The organism is Pedobacter sp. CG_S7, from assembly GCF_040544395.1.
GTDB lineage: Bacteria > Bacteroidota > Bacteroidia > Sphingobacteriales > Sphingobacteriaceae > Pedobacter.
The window spans coordinates 12,652-31,457 of the sequence record NZ_JBEONS010000016.1; the positions used below are offsets into that span (position 1 = coordinate 12,652).

Here is an 18,806-nt window from a genome sequence, read left to right on the forward strand (position 1 = left end):
GTCTCCGATAGTTTGAAATTAATTTTTTGGGTTGAATATTCTTTTTTTTTGGTCACTTTTAATTTTATGCTGGTTTGTGCGTGTTATTTTTGAAAAAAATCCTGATTATTGATAATTATAATTATTTTTACGAAATTATTAGCCAATAATTGTGTTTTTAGATGATGTTGTGCATTTTTGTGCGGTTTTGTTTTTACATAAATTGGTTATTTGACTAATCAAACCCTAAACCAATTAAAAATGAAAAAAAATCTACTTTTGTTTTTTTTATCCATTTTACTCTTTTCTTTACCCGTTTTGGCACAAGAAAAGGTGATAAAAGGAAAAGTGACCTCAGCAGAGGATGGATTACCCCTTCCAGGAGTAACAGTTAAAATTAAAGGAACCAATACTGGTGTAATGACCAGCAATGATGGTGACTATACATTAAAAGTTAATGCCGGACAAACTCTTATCTTTTCCTTTATTGGTACTTTGGATCAAGAGAAGGTTGTTGGTGCCACTGCAACAACAATTAGCGTCAGTTTAAAACAAGACTCCCAAGGGCTGAATGAAGTTGCAATTACTGCCTTTGGTGTAAAACAACAAGTAAGATCTCTTGGCTATGCTACTCAAAATGTAAAGGCTAAAGAAATTACTGAATCTAATCAGGCAAATGTTGTAAATGCCCTTCAGGGTAAAGTGGCTGGTGTGCAGGTAAATAATTCTAGTGGTGCCCCAGGCTCTTCAGCTAGTATTAATATTCGTGGTGGTTCCTCTCTAAGCGGTAATAATCAACCACTTTTTATTGTTGATGGTATTCCTATCGATAATAGTACCCCGGTTTCACAAGGCGGTCTTGTTGCTAGTGCTGCACCTTCCTCTAACAGGGCAATTGATATCAACCCTGAAGACATTGAAAGTATAACAGTCTTAAAAGGTCCTTCTGCAGCTGGATTATATGGCTTGCGCGCCGCATCAGGAGCTATTGTTATTACAACAAAAAAAGGTGCATCTGGTGCTGGAAAAATCAGTTACTCTAATAACTTTTCCTTCGACACGGTGAATAAATTACCTGAAATTCAATCTACTTTTAGACAAGGTGAATTTGGCGTGGCTAATTCTACAGCGACAGGTTCATGGGGACCAGCATTCAACTCCGGAGATGTTGTTTATGATAATATAGGTGATTTTTTTAAAAATGGTTTTTCACAAACACATGACGTTTCTGCAAGTGGAGGTAATGATAAAACTACCTTTTATGCTTCTGCAGGTTTGCTATACCAAAATGGAATTGTAGAAAATACCAGCTATAAACGTAAATCATTTAGGTTAAGCGGTGATACTAAGGTTTCTGACAAACTGAAAGTTGGTGGTACAATAAATTATGTAGAATCCGATAGAAAATTTGTTTTGCAGGGTAGTGGCTCTGGCGCCATGGGTGGTATACTATGGCCTACAAGTGATGATATGAGCGTTCATTTAAATCCAAATGGAAGTCAGCGCACATTAACTGGTATTGATAATCCTTATTGGAGCCGTGATTTTAAACCTGTAACCGATAAAGTGAACAGGGTAATTGCTAATGGAAATGTTGTTTATGATCCTTTTTCTTTCCTGAATGTTACTTATCGTTTAGGAACGGATTTCTACAGTGAAAAATTCAATAGCATTAGAGGCGCAGGAACAACAGTAGTTGGTGAAGAAACTGGTGCAATCTCCGATGTTTTATCCAGAAATCAGGTAACTACCTCAACTTTATTGGTAACCGGTAAAAAAACTTTTTGGAGTGATTTTAATACAAGCCTTACCTTAGGTCACAACTTAGAGTCAACTTCTTATGAAGGCGTAACAACTACAGGGTTAGGATTTATCGATCCATCATTTCCTTCCTTAAATAACACCTTGGTAACCTCAAGAACAAGTTCTAATAACAGCCAAAGACGACGAATTATGGGCGTTTTTGCTGATTTGAATATGGACTACAAAGGCTTGGTTTATTTAAATTTTCGCGGACGTAACGACTGGTCTTCTACAGTACGTGAAGAGGCCAGGTCTTTCTTTTATCCTGCAATAAGTACCTCCATTTTGTTCTCTGAAATATTGAAAGAGATGGGATTAAAAACTAATGATGAAATCTTTTCTTTTGGAAAAATTAGAGCATCATGGGCACGCGTTGGTAAAGATGCACCACCACACGTACTTGCTACTACATTAAGTACCACCACTAATAGTGCTACCATCAATCCAAGAGGATTTGTTTTAAACTCTGGCGCTTATTATGGTAATCCTTTGCTAAATCCGGAATTTACCAACTCAATCGAAATTGGTACTGACCTAAGGTTTTTTAACAGCAGAGTAGGACTAGATGTTACTTACTATAATTCAACATCAGATAATCAGATTCTGGCTACTCGTACTGCTCCTTCATCGGGTGCTTTTCTGGCATATTTAAACGGTGGATCTATAAACAGTAAAGGTGTTGAAGCTATCTTAACCCTTCAACCTATAGTACGCAAAGATTTTAAATGGTCATTGGATATTAACTTCGCCAAAAATAAATCAACAGTTAAGTCATTGCCTGGAGAATTGGATAGAATAGAACTTTCTGATGCCTGGGTTGCTGTAGGTGGTGCTAATGTAGCACAGGCCGCTGCTTTCCTAAATGGTTCTTTGTTCGGTATCAATGGTTCTACTTGGAAAACCAATACTAGTGGTCAGTTATTGTTGAATAACGATGGTTACCCTCAGGTAGCACCTGCACTGCAAGTTATTGGAGATAGAAATCCTGATTTTACTGCCGGTATTACCAACCAATTTACTTATAAAAACCTATCCTTATCTTTTATGGTTGACGTTCGCCGTGGTGGAGATATTTTTAATAATACGGGTAATGCAATGGTCTATTCTGGTACAAGTACAAAAACCCTCGATAGGGGAACTAAAGTGTTTGACGGTATTATTGAATCCACTGGTCTTGCGAACACAAAAACTGTAAACTTAGATCAAAATTACTACCAGACGCTGTATAGCAAACAGGGTTATGATTTCGTTGAAGATGGAAGTTGGTACCGCTTGCGTTATGCTACTGTAAGCTGTAGTCTTCCAAAACCAATGATTAAAAAAATCGGACTTTCTAATTTACAGGTTTCTGTTACCGGACGTAACTTGATCCTTATCACTAATTATACTGGTGTAGATCCTGAAGTTTCAGGAAGTGGTGCTGGGGTAAATGGTTCTGGATCATTTGGCTTTGACAATCTTGGTATCCCTGCTACCAGAGGATTTGATTTCGGTTTGAGGTTATCATTTTAATTTTTATCAATTATGAAGACATTATATATTAAAGCAATATCGGTATTAAGCATTGCAGCTTTAACAGTTAATACATCCTGTAAAAAATACATGGATATCAATACCGATCCAAATAATCCTACAGAAGTAACAGCTGCCAATCGTCTGGTAGGTGCCATTACAACTACTAATGGTGCGTCTATGTGGCGCGGTTCCAGAGAAATTGCTGGATTAGTGCAGTACGGAACAACAAAATTAAATACCGGTACAAATAGAAATGCTGAGCAATGGCGTTATAGTGCCTCTTATTTTTTTTGGCAGAATGCCTATGTTTTCGCTATGCCTAACTGTGTCGATTTAATTACACTGGGTACAAAGGAAGGGAACCCTCATTTTGTAGGGGCAGGGAAAACTTTGCTTGCTTTAAACTTAGGAATGCTGACTGATCAATACGGTTCAATTATAGTCGATGATTTTTATGATGGCGTATCAGGGATTAAGCTTGTTCCCACTTTTAATGACCAGAAAACTGCTTACGACCGTATACAAACTTTACTTGATGAGGCTATCGTTGCTTTTGGGCAAACCAATACAACAGCAGAACTGAACTCTAAAAACGGGGATATCATGTACCAGGGTGATGCAAGTAAATGGAAACGTTTTGCTTATGGTTTAAAAGCGCGCTACCTGAATCACTTAACCAAAAAAACAGCGCTATATAATCCTGCTAAAATTATTGAAGCGGCAGAAAATTCCTTCAATGCCGATGATATGGATGCACAATTTGCCAGCATAGCGGGTGCTTTGCAAACAGATGAAAACCCATGGTCTAGCTGGGGTGGTTTTACCAGTACAACAGATCCGAGATACTTTACCTGGAGCCAGTTTTTTGTAAATATGTTAACCAGTTTCCCAGTTACTAATAACTTATATCAGGATCCTCGTATTGCTAAAATTATGCTTCCAGCAGCATCTGATGGGAAATACAGAGGTTTAAGGTCTGGTGGTTCACTTGCTGGCGGACAGGGTATTTTGGCCAATGGGCAAAATGGTGACGCTACAAAAACTGCGGTAACCGATTATGGTTCTTTTTCTAAAAGCGGTTTTTATACCAATACCACTTCTCCTTTCCCATTTATTACTTATTCTGAAGTTAAACTTATTGAAGCAGAAGCAAAACTTCGTTCCGGCGATGTGGGCGGTGCATTAATTGCTTACGAATCAGGTGTTAAAGCAAACATGAGGAAATTGAAAGTGACTACTGCAGATATTAATGCCTATTGGACTGCACAGCTTGCAGATGGCCTACCTGCACATTTTGTAAATCTTACTCAAGGCTTAAGTCATATCATGCGCCAGAAATACATTACACAATGTTTAAATAATGAAACTTGGGTAGATATGCGCAGAATGGATTACAGCAAGGATATTTATGGCCCTAGTCTTAAAAAACCATTGAATATCAATACGACTATTTTCTCGGCCAACGACAATGACCCTTGGATACAGGCGATGGTCTATGAAACCAATGAGGCAACCAGAAACCCTAAAAATGTTGGTGATAACACCGAAAAAACTAGATTATTAACTCCTGTATGGTGGAACCAACCTTAATGAGAAACTACATAAAATTAAGCATACTGCTCTTGTTCCTTATGGAATCATGTGCTGCCCAAACTTTTAGGATATTAGATAAACCTGTTGTATTTGATGCAGAGCGGAAAAAACTTTCAGTGGAGTATTTGGCAAAAAGACATGGCATAGTTCAGGATTCAGCTTATATAAACCCTAAAATGATTGTGCTTCACTGGACGGCAATTCCTACAATTGAAGGAACTTACGATGCATTCAAGCCTTCACTTTTGCCAAGCAGTAGAGCAGGCATAGCAGGAGCAAGCGCCTTAAATGTATCTTCGCAATTCTTGATTGATAGAGATGGTACAATATTCAGACTTTTACCCGACACAGCTTTTGCACGCCATGTAATTGGCTTAAATTATTGTGCCATTGGGGTTGAGAATGTTGGAAGTGAAAATGCACCACTTACTAAAGCACAACTTAAAGCAAATGAACAATTAGTGCGGTACCTGAAAAAAAAGTATGATATTCAATACCTGATTGGTCACTATGAATACAACCTTTTTAGAAGTACCCCTTTATGGAAGGAAACTGATTCTACTTATCAAACAGCCAAAACCGATCCGGGGATAGGCTTTATGAAAAAAATAAGAAAGCGAACAGCAGACCTGAAATTAAAAGGAGCTCCATAAAATTATAAAGATGTTTGTTTACAAATGGCAGCCGCGTTTCAATACGCGGCTGCCATTTGTAGTAAATACCCTTGTGGCTGAAACAGTAAATGCCATTGTCTGCGATACCTATTTTATTAACTACAGCATGTCTTCAGAATTTAATCTCATATTTACACTATGAAATTGCTAATCATAGAAGATGAGGAGAGTCTTTGCAAAAGTATTCATCAGTATTTAACTGGTGAAGGTAATGTTTGTGATGTGGCTTCAACATTTGATCATGCTTATCAAAAAATCGCCATTTATGATTATGATTGTATCTTGCTTGACTTAGGTTTACCTGATGGTGAGGGATTAGATCTGTTGAGATTTCTGAAAAAGCGAACAAAGGAAGATGGAGTATTGATTATTTCTGCTCGTGATTCCATTGAACAGCGGATCGAAGGTCTTAGCCTTGGGGCTGATGACTATTTGGTTAAACCATTTCATCTTTCAGAACTTAATGCAAGGATAATGGCAATTGTTCGCCGTAGAAGTTTTAATGGCAATGCCTATGTGGTATTTAACGAAATAGAAATCGATACTCGTGCAAAAGAAGTTACCATCAATAATATTCAGGTTTACTTAACTAAAAAAGAATTTGATTTGCTCTTGTATTTTGTAACCAACAAATCAAAAGTCATTTCCAAGGCGGCTGCGGCTGTACATATTTGGGGTGATGATGCAGACATGGCAAATAGCTTTGATTTTATGTACACCCACATTAAGAACATCAGAAAAAAATTAACAGATGCAGGTTGTAAAGACTATTTTCAATCTGTTTATAGGGTGGGTTATAAATTTCAATAAGCATGAAATTATTTACCCGCTACAACAGCATCCTTCTCCTCATTACTTCACTTGGTTTATTAGTTATCGGTTTGCTTTTTTATAGAACGCTTAGTTTTTATCTAAATAGCCAGATCGACCGCTACCTGGAAGAAGAATTGATGGAAGTGAAGGATTATAGCCACAATAGCAATATATTGCCCGCTCCTTATCTTTTTGATGATTTAGTGATCGAATATCAAAAAACAACTCAAAAAAAACAGTCCAGGATCTTTTCTGATACCACTTACTTCAATCCCAAAAAGCGTTTAGAAGAATCTGCCAGGTATCTTAAAACTAATGTATTGCTTAATGGACAACAGTATCTTGTTTTAATTATTGCCTCAAAAGTTGAAAGGGAAGAGCAGATTAAAAGCATATTACTGATCATAATTTTACCGGTTATGCTGCTTTTGCTGGTGCTTTTTTTTATAAATAAAATTGTGATGAAAAGTTTGTGGAGCCCCTTCACCAAACTGCTGGAAAATATCAAATCTTTTAATTTAAGTCAGGATAGTGCCTTTGAAACAATTCATACGCCCATTAAGGAGTTCCAGTACCTTAATGATGCTTTCCTGGATATATCCCTTAGGGTAAGGTCTGATTATAAAGAAATAAAATTGTTTACAGAAAATGCTTCTCATGAAATGATGACCCCGCTTGCAGTTATCAATTCTAAATTGGATACCATGTTGCAATCCAACAACCTGGATAAGGAAGAAAGTGAAACATTAGTAGATCTGTATCAAGCTACTTCAAGGTTAACCAAGCTAAACCAGTCCCTTTTATTACTGGTTAAAATTGATAATAATTTAATGAACGACCAGGAAAATATTGATGTTGTTGAAATTATTGAACAAAGAATCATTTATTTTCAGGAGCTAGTACAAAAGAGGAATTTAAGCCTCATCACCATTCTTAAACCAGCATCACTATTTGCTAGCAGGCAGTTGTTTGAAATACTTGTCAATAACCTTTTTAGTAATGCTATTAGGCACAATTATGATGGTGGCACCATCCATATCACGTTAAATCAAAATAGCCTGATTTTCTGTAATACAGGAAAGCAAAGTGAATTAGATAAAGCAAAAATATTTGAAAGATTCTATAAAGATAATGCTTCTGATGGTACAGGAATGGGGTTAGCCATCTTAAAACAGGTATGTAACCGCAATGACTTTCCTTTCAACTACGAATACAATAAACAACAACATTGTTTTACCATTAATTTTTGTAAAAAGGATCGTCAGCAACAATGACGTGTATTAACATAAATTAACATTCAACTTCATAATGTCTACAGAATTTGAATGGATATTTGTTTAATAATATAATTATTATGAAAATACTTTTTGTATCAATCTTAGCATTCCTGCTGCCTTCGCTCACTTGGATAGGCAATTTTGATGAAGCACTTAAACAAGCCAATATTTCCCATAAACTAGTATTGGTTAATTTTTCCGGATCCGATTGGTGCGGCCCATGTATCAGGCTCAAAAATGAAATCCTGACTACAGAAACTTTTGAAAATTATGCAGCTAATCATCTTTTACTTGTCCGGGCAGATTTTCCAAGACAGAAAAAGAACCATTTACCTGCAGAACAAATCAAGCTCAATGAAGCCTTAGCAGAACGTTATAATCCTGATGGTAAATTCCCTTATACCGTGCTTGTTGATGAAAGGGGGAAAGTATTGAAGGCATGGGACGGCTTTCCAAATGAAAGTCCTGAAAAATTTGTGGCCGAAATAGCTGCTTTCCAATTAGATAAATAATGGGGGTTTTAGCTCAGGTATCATGCAGCAGGGTGGTGAAATTAATGGGCAATAGGTTTGGTTTTACAGTAATAAGCGAAAATAATCAAACAGGTGACTTTGCCATAGATGCTGCCATTGAGGAAGTCAAAAGAATTGAAGCCTTGTTTTCAACTTTTAGGGAGAGCAGCCAAGTGAATGAAATTAACCTTTTTGCTGGTTTAAGGTCAGTTAAAGTAGTTCCTGAAGTTGTACAACTGATACAGCGTTCCTTGAAAATTTCTGAGCTTACCCAAGGGGCATTTGACATTACTTATGGGTCGATCGATAAAAGCCTGTGGAACTTTGATGTTAACATGACCACTCTTCCTGATAATGAAACTGCTTTGCAGTCTGTGGGTTTAATTAATTATAAAAATGTAATAGTTGATTCAGCGAACTCCACCATAATGTTACGCCATAAAGGAATGCGTATAGGTTTTGGTGGTATTGGCAAAGGTTATGCTGCAGATAGGGCAAAGAAAGTTTTGCTAAGCCTTGGAATTAAAAGTGGTATCGTTAACGCCGCAGGCGATCTGATTACCTGGGGTTTGCAACTTAACGGTAAACCATGGACCATCGGTATTGCGGATCCTAACCAGCAAAAAAGGGCTTTTTCTTCCTTTAATATTAGTAATTTGTCGGTAGCTACGTCAGGAAATTATGAAAAATATGCCATCATCGACGGCAAGAAATATTCACATACCATCGACCCGAAAACCGGCCTCCCGGTTTGTGGCGTGAAAAGCGTAAGCATCCTTTGTTCTAGTGCGGAACTGGCAGACGCCTTGGCTACTCCAGTTATGGTAATGGGGGTTAAAGTAGGCCTGAACTTGATCAATCAAATAAAGCATGTTGCTTGTATGATCATTGATGATGATAACAATGTATTTACCTCACACAATATTAATATCAAACACTGATTTATGAAATCCTCAACGAAGTTGATTTTCCAATTCCTGGCCGCAATAACCACAATCAGTTTAATTAGCGCTTGCAGTAGTGTTAAGCCTTATCAAAAAAATAAGTTGAACGATGCTGAAATGACCTTGTCATCCAGAAAGGTGCAAAAGTTTGAGCAAAATTTTCAACTATATCGCGAAGGGGCCTCGGGTGCCAATGGTGGTAAAAGTGGCGGTGGTTGTGGTTGTAATTAATCGCTTTTTATTATGAGAAAGATCTACTTACATGTAGCGTTAATGCTTTTTGGCATAATAGGCGTAAAGGCACAAAGCAAATCGCAAATAGCTATTGCAGACAGTACAAATTATAAATCGAGCAAGCTGAAACTAGACGAGGTTAACTTTGTATCTTCTTATTACCATCAAAATGGCAATAACTCGGCTGTCACAGGCGGGATAGGTACTGAAAAGCTAACTGACTTTGCCAATACTTTCGATGTGCAGGTTTCTAAATTAAATAAAAATGGCAGAAAGAATACCCTTCTGTTTGAAATAGGTATAGACCATTACTCTTCGGCATCCTCTGATAAAATAGATCCGAGCACTATTTCATCAGCTTCAAGTGCTGATACCAGGGTTTACCCTTCCATAAACTGGTCACAATCTAACGAGACTACTGGTAATTCTTTTGGTTTTACAGGTTCTTATTCTAGTGAATACGATTACCAGTCCATGGGGGCTGCTTTTAACCTGACAAGGTTGTCGAATAATAAAAATACGCAGTTTGACTTTAAATTGCAGGCTTTTTTAGATAGCTGGACTGTTATCCTGCCAATTGAGCTGAGAACTGGTAATGGAAAATCGAATGAAGAATCCGGAGGAGGTACTAGTCCGCGGAATTCTTTTAGCACCTCTTTTTCTCTTTCACAGGTAATTAATCAACGGTTGCAAGCGGCTGTAATTGTCGAGCCAGCCTACCAGCACGGCTTGTTGGCCACAAAATATCAACGTAATTATTTTACTGATGGCTCTATGCGCGCAGAAACCTTACCTAATAGCCGGTATAAATTACCGATTGCCCTAAGACTTAATTATTTTCCTGATGATCGCTTTATCGTCCGTGCCTTTTACCGTTATTACATGGATAACTGGGGAATCAGAGCTCATACAGCAGAGTTGGAAGTGCCTGTAAAGCTGAGTTCATTCATTTCTGTGAGTCCTTTTTACCGCTATAATAAGCAGACCGGAACTAAGTATTTCGCTCCTTACGGGCAGCATAACCCGGAAGCAGCTTATTTTACCAGCGACTATGATCTTTCTACATTGAATAGTGATTTTTATGGAATTGGAATCCGTTTGTCGCCACCAAAAGGGGTTTTTGGCTTGCAGCGTTTAAATATGCTGGAACTGAGGTATGGTCATTATAGCAGGTCTACAAAACTGACCTCGAACATCATCAGTTTAAATTTGAAGTTTAAGTAGTGTTTTAACAATAATTTATGGTTTCATGTTGGTGGAAGTATTTCTTCTTCATGACCATAGTGTTTTGCGCGCTAGATTAAGGTAATTCTAATCTCCAACATGGAAGTTCCAGGTGTCCCTTGCACCAAGTAGAAATGGAAAAGGGCTATGCAGTTATCGGTGTAGGCTACCGGCTATCTCCTAAAATAAAGGCGCCTTTTTATATAGAGGATGCTGCTGCTGCAGTGACCTGGGCCTTTCAGCACATTGAAAGTTATGGAGGAAATGCCAGACAGCTATTTTTATCCGGACATTCTGCTGGAGGCTATTTGGCCATGATGATTACTCTTGATAAAAGTTACTTAAAAAAGTACGCTGTAAATGCAAATCGTATCGCGGGATTGATCCCTTTTAGTGGCCAGGCAATCACCCATTTCACCATTAGGGAAGAAAACGGGATCAAAAATACACAACCAATTATTGATAAATATGCACCGCTTTATTTCGTTAGAGCCGATGCTCCACCAACACTTTTGATTACTGGAGACGCAGAAATGGAATTGCTAGGTCGTTATGAAGAAAATGCCTACCTCCTTCGCATGATGAAGTTATCAGGCCATAAAGAAATACGTTTACTTCAGCTCCAGGGATATGATCATGGAGGCATGGCTGAACCTGCCTTTCCGTTGTTGCTTAAAGAAATTGAGGCAATCGGAAAAAAAATCTAAGCAAAATGCCGCTTGCTGCTAACTAGTAATCTTAAGCTTTTAAATTTTTAAGAAATCCTCAAATTTAGGTGTATAGAACTATTGGAGTTACTTGGCTCCCTTTAAGCTTTGATACGCCTTAACATTCCACCAACATTCCTGCAGTTTTTACCCAATGTTTACACAATTATTAATTGGGTTAACATTGGGCAAACATTGCGTTACCATTGCGTTAACATTGCGTTAACCCTAACCGATAGGCTAAGTTTGTAACAGGATTCAATTCATTAGAATGCTACCCTATTTTAGGTTTTCTAATAGCCTGCTTATTTGTAAACATTCAATAGACTTATACCCTTGTTTTTTAAATATTGAGACTTATATTTGCATGGTGAACAAAGTATGCCTCATTGTATTGTTTCCAATACTTATTTTGAATACCTATTTAATAGAGGTTTTCAAAATACCAAACCTTGTCTCCCATTTTATACAACACAAAGCCTTAGACAACAGGGTGGATGTTATTGACTTCATCGTGATGCATTATATAGGTGATGAAATTATCGACAGCGATTATAAGGAGGATATGGAACTTCCTTTTAAGAAAATCGAAGTTCATTCGATTATTCCATTTGCCATTCCTGTTCATCATACGGTATTAGAAAAAGTTCAATTTTCCATACTTGCAGCTATAAAAATCAATCCTAAGGTTCCCGAACATTATAATCCTTCAAAAGGCTGCCTCTTCAAGCCCCCAAGAGCATAATCTTTATTTCCAGTTTTTCTTATTTACCTGATCAGCAGTAAAACATGCTACTCGGGTGAACTTTGTATTGTTTATTTCAAAAACAAATTAGAATATTATGCTCAACAAGATCATTAGCTTTTCTGTAAAGAATAAGCTGATTATAGGCTTGTTTGTACTTTCCCTTATTGGGTGGGGTGCATACGAAGTCACAAAATTACCTATTGACGCACTTCCGGATATTACCGACAACCAGGTTCAGGTGATTACAGTATCTCCTTCATTAGGTGCACCAGACATTGAACGTCTGATTACATTTCCTATTGAACAGGCCTGTAGTAGTATTTCAGGACTCAAACAGATCAGAAGTTTTTCGCGCTTTGGGCTTTCTCTGGTTACTATCGTTTTTAATGAAAAAACCGATGTTTACTGGGCCAGGCAACAGATTAGCGAAAAGTTACAGCAAGTGCAGCAGGAAATTCCAAAGGGGATAGGTTCTCCTCAGCTGGCACCGGTATCAACAGGACTTGGTGAAATTTACCAATATGTTGTCCGCCCCCTAAAAGGTTACGAAGGAAAATATGACGCTACCGAGCTCCGCACCATCCAAGATTGGATTGTTCGTCGCCAGCTTTTAGGCACACCCGGTGTGGCTGAAGTTTCCAGCTTTGGCGGTAAATTAAAGCAATACGAAATTGCGGTGAAACAAGATCAATTGAAAGCCAATAACTTAACCATTACTGCTATTTTTGATGCTTTAGAAAAGAACAATGAAAATACAGGTGGCGCTTACATTGAAAAAGGGCCTACTGTACTTTATATTCGCAGCGAAGGCTTGACTCAAAGTCGCGAGGACATAGAAAAGATTGTTGTAAAAAAGTTAGCTAACGGCATGCCAGTGCTGATGCGCCAGGTAGCAACAGTAAAGTTTGGCTCTGCCATTCGGTATGGAGCAATGACTTATAATGACCAGGGAGAAGTTGCTGGGGCAGTGGTGATGATGCTTAAAGGAGAGAATTCTTCGGCTGTTATAAAAAGGGTGAAGGAAAAGATAACCGATATCCAGAAAATGCTGCCACAAGGTGTTATCATAGAACCGTTTTTAGACCGCACAAAAATGGTGGACAATGCAATTGCAACGGTACAGACCAATTTATTGGAAGGTGCCTTGATCGTTGTATTGGTACTGGTTTTCTTTTTGGGAAACCTTCGTGCCGGACTTATAGTTTCCTCAGTCATTCCATTGGCCATGCTTTTTGCCATCATTATGATGAATAAATTTGGCGTGGGTGGAAACCTGATGTCTTTAGGTGCAATAGATTTCGGCCTTATTGTAGATGGCTCTGTTATTGTTGTGGAAGCCATTCTTCATCGTTTTTCGCATTCCAAAGAATTCAGGCATTTAACGAGTATTGATCAAAAGCAGATGGACACAGAAGTGACCAAATCAACAGGCACCATGATCAAATCGGCTGTTTTTAGTCAAATCATTATCCTTATCGTCTACTTACCTATCCTATCATTGGAAGGCATAGAAGGAAAAATGTTTAAACCGATGGCACTAACCATTGCTTTTGCTATTTTGGGTGCATTTATATTGTCTATTACTTATGTGCCAATGATGTCGGCCTTGTGCCTGAGTAAAAAATTAAAGCATAAAAACAACTTGACAGATAGGTTGATGATATGGCTGGAACGAAAATATCAGCCTTTATTGGGTCGTATGCTGACACTACCAAAAACCATTTTAATAGTTACGTTATCGCTTTTTGCCCTAAGTTTATTTGTATTAAGTAAAATGGGCGGTGAGTTTATTCCGCAACTAGAAGAAGGAGATTTTGCTGTAGAAACACGCCTGTTAACAGGTAGCAGCCTGAACAATACGATTGAAACCACGCAGCAGGCTTCAAAAATCCTATTGAATGAATTTCCCGAAGTGGAGAAGGTTGTCACTAAAATAGGGAGTGCAGAGGTGCCTACAGATCCTATGCCACTAGAATCAGGAGATATGATGGTGATTCTAAAAGATAAAAAAGAATGGACTTCTGCCAAATCATTTCCTGAACTGAGTGAAAAAATGACAGCGGCTTTATCGGCTGTGCCGGGTATAACTGTAGGTTTTCAATTCCCTGTTCAAATGCGTTTTAATGAATTGATGACCGGGGCGCGGCAGGATATTGTTTGTAAGATTTTTGGCGAAAACCTGGATTCCCTCGCTATTTATGCCAATCGGCTGAGTAAAATTATTGGGACAGTTAAAGGTGCCATCAATATCTACGAGGAGCAGGTTAATGGTATGCCACAGGTTGTAGTGAAATACGACAGGGATGGCATGGCTAAATATGGTTTAAATGTTAGCGATGTTAACCGCATGGTTAATACGGCATTAGCAGGGCAGATTGCCGGGCAGGTATATGAAGGTGAAAAACGCTTTGATATGGTGGTGAGGCTGGATGGAAATGCCCGGAAAAATGTTGCCGACATTAAAAATTTAATGGTATCAACCAGCAATGGTATGCAAATACCGCTAAGTATGGTGGCGAAAATTGAAGAAGTAGAAGGCGTAAACCAAATACAAAGAGAAGATACTAAACGGAGAATTATTGTTGGCTTTAATATAAAGGACAGGGATGTGCAATCTATTGTTCAGGAACTTCAGGGTAAAGTTAATCAGGAATTGAATTTATCAAAGGGCTATACAATCGCTTATGGTGGTTCATTCGAAAATATGACTGCGGCAAAATCGCGCTTGGCTATAGTTGTTCCCATTGCTTTGTTCCTTATTTTTCTGCTTTTGTATTTTGCGTTTAATTCAGTTAAACAGGGCTTGTTAATTTATACGGCTATACCATTGTCGGCTACCGGTGGCATCTTTGCACTGTGGATCAGGGACCTGCCATTTAGTATTTCTGCTGGTGTGGGTTTTATAGCTCTATTTGGTGTGGCTGTTTTAAACGGGATATTGCTGGTTACTGAATTTAACCGTTTGAAAAAAGAAGGGTGGATAGATGTAAAACGCATTGTAGTGCATGGCACTAAATCTAAGTTACGTGCGGTATTAATGACCGCTTTAGTTCCTGCCTTAGGTTTTATTCCGATGGCGATTAGCACAGGTGCAGGTGGTGCAGTACAAAAACCCCTGGCTACAGTTGTTATTGGCGGTTTATTAGTGTCTACAATGTTAACCTTATTTGTTTTACCAATGCTATATATACTTTTTGAAAAAGGTTTTAAATATTTCAATCCTAAAAAAACCATCATTGCGGCTGTGGTATTGTTATGCTTTGGATTCGTTAATGCAAATGCACAAGGAAAAATAACTTTGTCGGCCGCGCTAGACACCGCATTGAAAAACAACCTTTCCTTGCAGGTGGCGGAAACGGAGATTTCTTATCAAAAGGAATTCAGTAAAAGTGCTTTTGATCTGGGTAAGACTGCTATAGGACTAGAATATGGGCAATTTAATAGCCTGATTAAGGATAATAAAATAGCCGTGTCGCAAAGTTTTGACTTTCCTTCGGTATATAAGAAGCAATCGGCAATTTATAAAACCAATGTTCAAATTAGTGAAACACAGCTGCGCCAACAAGCGTTGGATGTGGAAACAAGGGTGAAACTTAGTTATTATAGTTTGCTGGTGCTAAAAGAAAAAGAAACGCTTTTGCTGGAGGCAGATCAAATTTATATAGCCTTTTTAGACAAAACAAAGCAGCGATACCAATCCGGGGATGTTGATGTGTTGGAATTGGCTATGGCCGAAAACCATCGCCTGCAGATTGCATACCAGTTGGAATTATTGAGAACTGATTATAAACTGCTTTTAAAAAGGTTTAATGTATTGCTCAATAGCCAATTGTTATTGGAACCTGTTTCCAGTACTGCGGTGTATACCCTTTCTTTGGAAAGAGATAAAGAAGCGATCGCAGCTCACCCTTTAATGAAATTGCAGCAACAGCAAATCATACTTCTTCGTCAGCAGCATGAATTTGAAAAAAGCAAATTCTTGCCTTCTTTAAATTTGGGCTACAATACGGCAACAATTGTTGGCTGGCAAAAGAATAGCGCAGGCGCAGATCAGTTTTTTGGTAAAGAAAAACGCTTCTCTTCGCTTAGCGTAGGGTTGGGTGTTCCGATATTTTTTGGTGCACAGAAATCTCGTGTCAAAGCAGCAAAGGTGAAAATAGTTCAACAACAGCAAGAGCTAGAGGCTGTAAAGCAGCAGTTAAATGTACAACTAGAAACCGCATTAGCTAATTATGAACAGCAAAGCCGCTTAATCAAATCCTACCAGCTTACCATGTTGCCTAATGCGAAAAACATCATCAACACTTCTACGCTGAAGCTTAATGCAGGTGATATTGGGTACCTGAACTGGGCAGTGCTGATCAACCAGGCGATACAAATCCGCAGTGAATATTTCAATACCGTTCAACAATTTAATCAAGCTGCTTTTGAAATCGAAAGCCTGTTGCAGTCATATAAAAATAATATTGTAATTAAAAAATAAGTATACAATCCTATGAAGAATTATATAATAATGTGCGTAACAATTGTGCTCCTGTTTTCTTCCTGTAAAAATGAAGAAAAGGATGAGGCAGTTAAAAATCAGGATAAAGTGGCAGGTCTGGAGACTAATTTAGTGCAATTTACTGCTGATCAGGTTAAAAATGCTGGAATAGCCGTGCATGTAGCTGAGCAAAAAGAAATGCACCGTACACTGAATGTAAATGGTGTAGTGGAAGCCCCACCAGAAAATGTATTTTCCATTAGTATCCCACTTGGTGGTTATGTTAAAAAAACGACATTAATTCCAGGAATGATGGTTAGAAAAGGCAGTGTTTTGGTAATAATCGAAGATCAGAAATATGTATTGCTGCAGCAAGAATACTTGTCGGCCAAGAACAGGCTTAAATTTGCAACGGCTGATTATGTGAGGCAAAAGGGGCTTAACATAACAAAAGCAACCAGCGATAAGCTTTTTCAGCAAACGGAAAGTGATTATGCGCAACAAAAGATTTTGTTAGGTGCGCTGGCCGAGCAGCTTAGATTGGTTGGTATAAATCCTTCATCGCTTAATGAAAATAATATTTCCAGAGCTATTAAAGTTTACGCTCCCATTGATGGTTATATTACACAAGTTAACGTGAATACAGGCAAATATGTGCAACCAACAGATATACTATTTGAACTGATCAACCCAAGTAAATTACATGTAAACTTAACAGTTTTAGAAAATGATGCCTCTAAACTTAAAGTGGGACAGAAAATTGTTTGTACGACAAATAAAGATTCTAAAAAGAAATATTTTGCTACTGTAAAGTTAGTTACCCCTCATATTGGCGACGACCGCAGTATTAGTGTGCATTGCGATCTGGAAAATAGTGGCAGCGAACTATTGCCAGGAAACTACCTGAATGCTACAATTAACCTTAGCAATGCCAATGTAACCGCTTTGCCTGATGAAGCTATTGTTAAATGGGAAAATAAATTCTACATTTTTACTGATGAGGGTAACAATCAGTTTAAAATGATAAACATAGAAACAGGCATTGGAAATGAAGGATTTACAGAAATAAAAACACCTTTAAATGCGAAGCGGATCGTGGTTAAAAATGCTTACGCAATTTTGATGAAGATGAAAAATGGAGGAGAGGAAGGATAATGCAAATTAATTAAAAAGTTCTGCTGTTATGGCAGAACTTTTTAACTATACCTGACCATCTTTTAATGGAGTATTATCCTTTGCTGTTTCGGTAGGCTTATTATTTGTTTTAAGCTCGTCGATCACTGTCCCTTTCCATGTAGGAACATTGGAATGATACGCGGTACGGCCAATCATGTGTGCTGCTACAGGTGCTGTAAGTATTAAAAAAAAAGCAATGGCAATGGCTTTTGTAGTTACTGAAACATCTGGAAATACGATGCCTGCACAAACCAATAACAGACCTACACCTAGGGTTGCGGCTTTTACCGTTACAGAAAGGCGTAAATAAAAATCAGGCAATCTTAAAACCCCAATAGAGGCAAATAATATGGCTAATGCACCAATAGTGCTAAATAAAGCAATAAATAAATTCGTCATGGTTATCTTTTTTTATCTAAATAAAATGAAAAGGCTATGGTTCCTAAAAAAGCGATTAGGGCTAAAATCATGGCAACATCTAATAATACGGCTTGCGCAGATCGAATACTGTAAGCAGTAATAAATCCAATACCAATGGTAATGATTAAATCTAAAGCTACCACCCTATCAACAATTTCCGGGCCTTTAAACAAGCGTATAAATGCCAATATAACAGATAGCGTTAGTATTGGGAAAATAACATAATCAAAATATAAATTTAACGTCATCGTAATATCTCTAATAATTTTTTCTCTACTCCATTCTTAATCTGCATAACAAACGTTTCTTTGTCCTTTAAATACATTACATGAATAAACAGCGACTTTTTATCGTCACTTATATCTAAAATCAATGTGCCTGGAGTCAAAGATATCATTGTTGATAACAGGTTTATTTCTAAATCCGTATTTGCCTGCATAGGATAATGTATGATGCCGGGTTTAAAAAAATACTTTGGGGTAACCACATCATAGGCAACCTGAACATTGGCAACGATTAAATCGTACAAAAAGTAAAATATAAAACCTATAATTTTTGGCACACGATAGAAATAACGCTGGTCGGTTTCATTCCTATTCATGATCCACTGAATAGCAAAGCCTAATAAAAAGCCGAAAAGGAAATTGGAGTAATACATAGAACCAGTAAGTGCAACCCATATAAAGGTTAGCAAAAGGTTCATT

At 37.8% G+C, this 18,806-nt stretch carries 16 protein-coding genes; 13 read left to right on the top strand and 3 right to left on the bottom strand.

Annotation, left to right across the window (positions count from 1 at the left end; translation table 11 throughout):
• Positions 1–240: 240 nt before the first annotated feature.
• From AAKU52_RS10115 to AAKU52_RS10175, 13 genes are all read left to right on the top strand, one after another.
• Complete coding sequence (locus AAKU52_RS10115) at positions 241–3,294, top strand: SusC/RagA family TonB-linked outer membrane protein (protein ID WP_354332966.1); 3,054 nt, start codon at positions 241–243, stop codon at positions 3,292–3,294.
• 12 nt (positions 3,295–3,306) lie between these two features.
• Positions 3,307–4,887 (top strand): SusD/RagB family nutrient-binding outer membrane lipoprotein, encoded by a 1,581-nt coding sequence (locus AAKU52_RS10120; protein ID WP_354332968.1) that lies wholly within the window; start codon positions 3,307–3,309, stop codon positions 4,885–4,887.
• Positions 4,887–5,543, top strand: coding sequence for an N-acetylmuramoyl-L-alanine amidase (locus AAKU52_RS10125; RefSeq protein ID WP_354332970.1), 657 nt, complete (start codon positions 4,887–4,889; stop codon positions 5,541–5,543). Before AAKU52_RS10120 ends, AAKU52_RS10125 begins: the two co-directional genes overlap by 1 nt.
• Before the next feature lie 159 nt (positions 5,544–5,702).
• The gene (locus AAKU52_RS10130) at positions 5,703–6,374 is read left to right on the top strand and encodes a response regulator transcription factor (RefSeq protein WP_354332972.1); all 672 of its coding nucleotides are present in this window, start codon (positions 5,703–5,705) and stop codon (positions 6,372–6,374) included.
• A 2-nt stretch (positions 6,375–6,376) separates the two neighbouring features.
• Positions 6,377–7,651, top strand: coding sequence for a sensor histidine kinase (locus tag AAKU52_RS10135; protein ID WP_354332974.1), 1,275 nt, complete (start codon positions 6,377–6,379; stop codon positions 7,649–7,651).
• An 80-nt stretch (positions 7,652–7,731) separates the two neighbouring features.
• The gene (locus AAKU52_RS10140) at positions 7,732–8,166 is read left to right on the top strand and encodes a thioredoxin family protein (RefSeq protein WP_354332977.1); all 435 of its coding nucleotides are present in this window, start codon (positions 7,732–7,734) and stop codon (positions 8,164–8,166) included.
• On the top strand, positions 8,166–9,107 hold the full coding sequence (locus tag AAKU52_RS10145) for an FAD:protein FMN transferase (protein ID WP_354332979.1): 942 nt from the start codon (positions 8,166–8,168) through the stop codon (positions 9,105–9,107). The genes AAKU52_RS10140 and AAKU52_RS10145 overlap by 1 nt, the downstream gene beginning before the upstream one ends.
• Positions 9,108–9,110: 3 nt before the next feature.
• Positions 9,111–9,341, top strand: coding sequence for a DUF4266 domain-containing protein (locus tag AAKU52_RS10150; protein ID WP_354332981.1), 231 nt, complete (start codon positions 9,111–9,113; stop codon positions 9,339–9,341).
• A 12-nt stretch (positions 9,342–9,353) separates the two neighbouring features.
• Positions 9,354–10,568, top strand: a complete 1,215-nt coding sequence (locus AAKU52_RS10155) for a DUF3570 domain-containing protein (RefSeq protein WP_354332984.1) — start codon at positions 9,354–9,356, stop codon at positions 10,566–10,568.
• 134 nt (positions 10,569–10,702) lie between these two features.
• Complete coding sequence (locus tag AAKU52_RS10160) at positions 10,703–11,275, top strand: alpha/beta hydrolase (RefSeq protein WP_354332986.1); 573 nt, start codon at positions 10,703–10,705, stop codon at positions 11,273–11,275.
• Positions 11,276–11,642: 367 nt separating this feature from the next.
• Positions 11,643–12,020: a hypothetical protein gene (locus AAKU52_RS10165; protein ID WP_354332988.1), complete on the top strand. Its 378-nt coding sequence runs from the start codon at positions 11,643–11,645 to the stop codon at positions 12,018–12,020.
• A gap of 97 nt (positions 12,021–12,117) precedes the next feature.
• Positions 12,118–16,506, top strand: a complete 4,389-nt coding sequence (locus AAKU52_RS10170) for a CusA/CzcA family heavy metal efflux RND transporter (RefSeq protein WP_354332990.1) — start codon at positions 12,118–12,120, stop codon at positions 16,504–16,506.
• A gap of 12 nt (positions 16,507–16,518) precedes the next feature.
• On the top strand, positions 16,519–17,661 hold the full coding sequence (locus AAKU52_RS10175; protein ID WP_354332991.1) for an efflux RND transporter periplasmic adaptor subunit: 1,143 nt from the start codon (positions 16,519–16,521) through the stop codon (positions 17,659–17,661).
• Positions 17,662–17,706: 45 nt separating this feature from the next.
• Here the strand turns inward: AAKU52_RS10175 and mnhG are convergent, their stop codons facing one another.
• The 3 genes from mnhG to AAKU52_RS10190 are packed head-to-tail and all read right to left on the bottom strand — an operon-like array spanning position 17,707 to position 18,805.
• The gene (mnhG, locus tag AAKU52_RS10180; RefSeq protein WP_354332993.1) at positions 17,707–18,081 is read right to left on the bottom strand and encodes a monovalent cation/H(+) antiporter subunit G; all 375 of its coding nucleotides are present in this window, start codon (positions 18,079–18,081) and stop codon (positions 17,707–17,709) included.
• Positions 18,082–18,083: 2 nt separating this feature from the next.
• Positions 18,084–18,350 (bottom strand): monovalent cation/H+ antiporter complex subunit F, encoded by a 267-nt coding sequence (locus AAKU52_RS10185; RefSeq protein ID WP_354332995.1) that lies wholly within the window; start codon positions 18,348–18,350, stop codon positions 18,084–18,086.
• On the bottom strand, positions 18,347–18,805 hold the full coding sequence (locus AAKU52_RS10190; RefSeq protein WP_354332997.1) for a Na+/H+ antiporter subunit E: 459 nt from the start codon (positions 18,803–18,805) through the stop codon (positions 18,347–18,349). Before AAKU52_RS10190 ends, AAKU52_RS10185 begins: the two co-directional genes overlap by 4 nt.
• Position 18,806 lies beyond the last annotated feature (1 nt).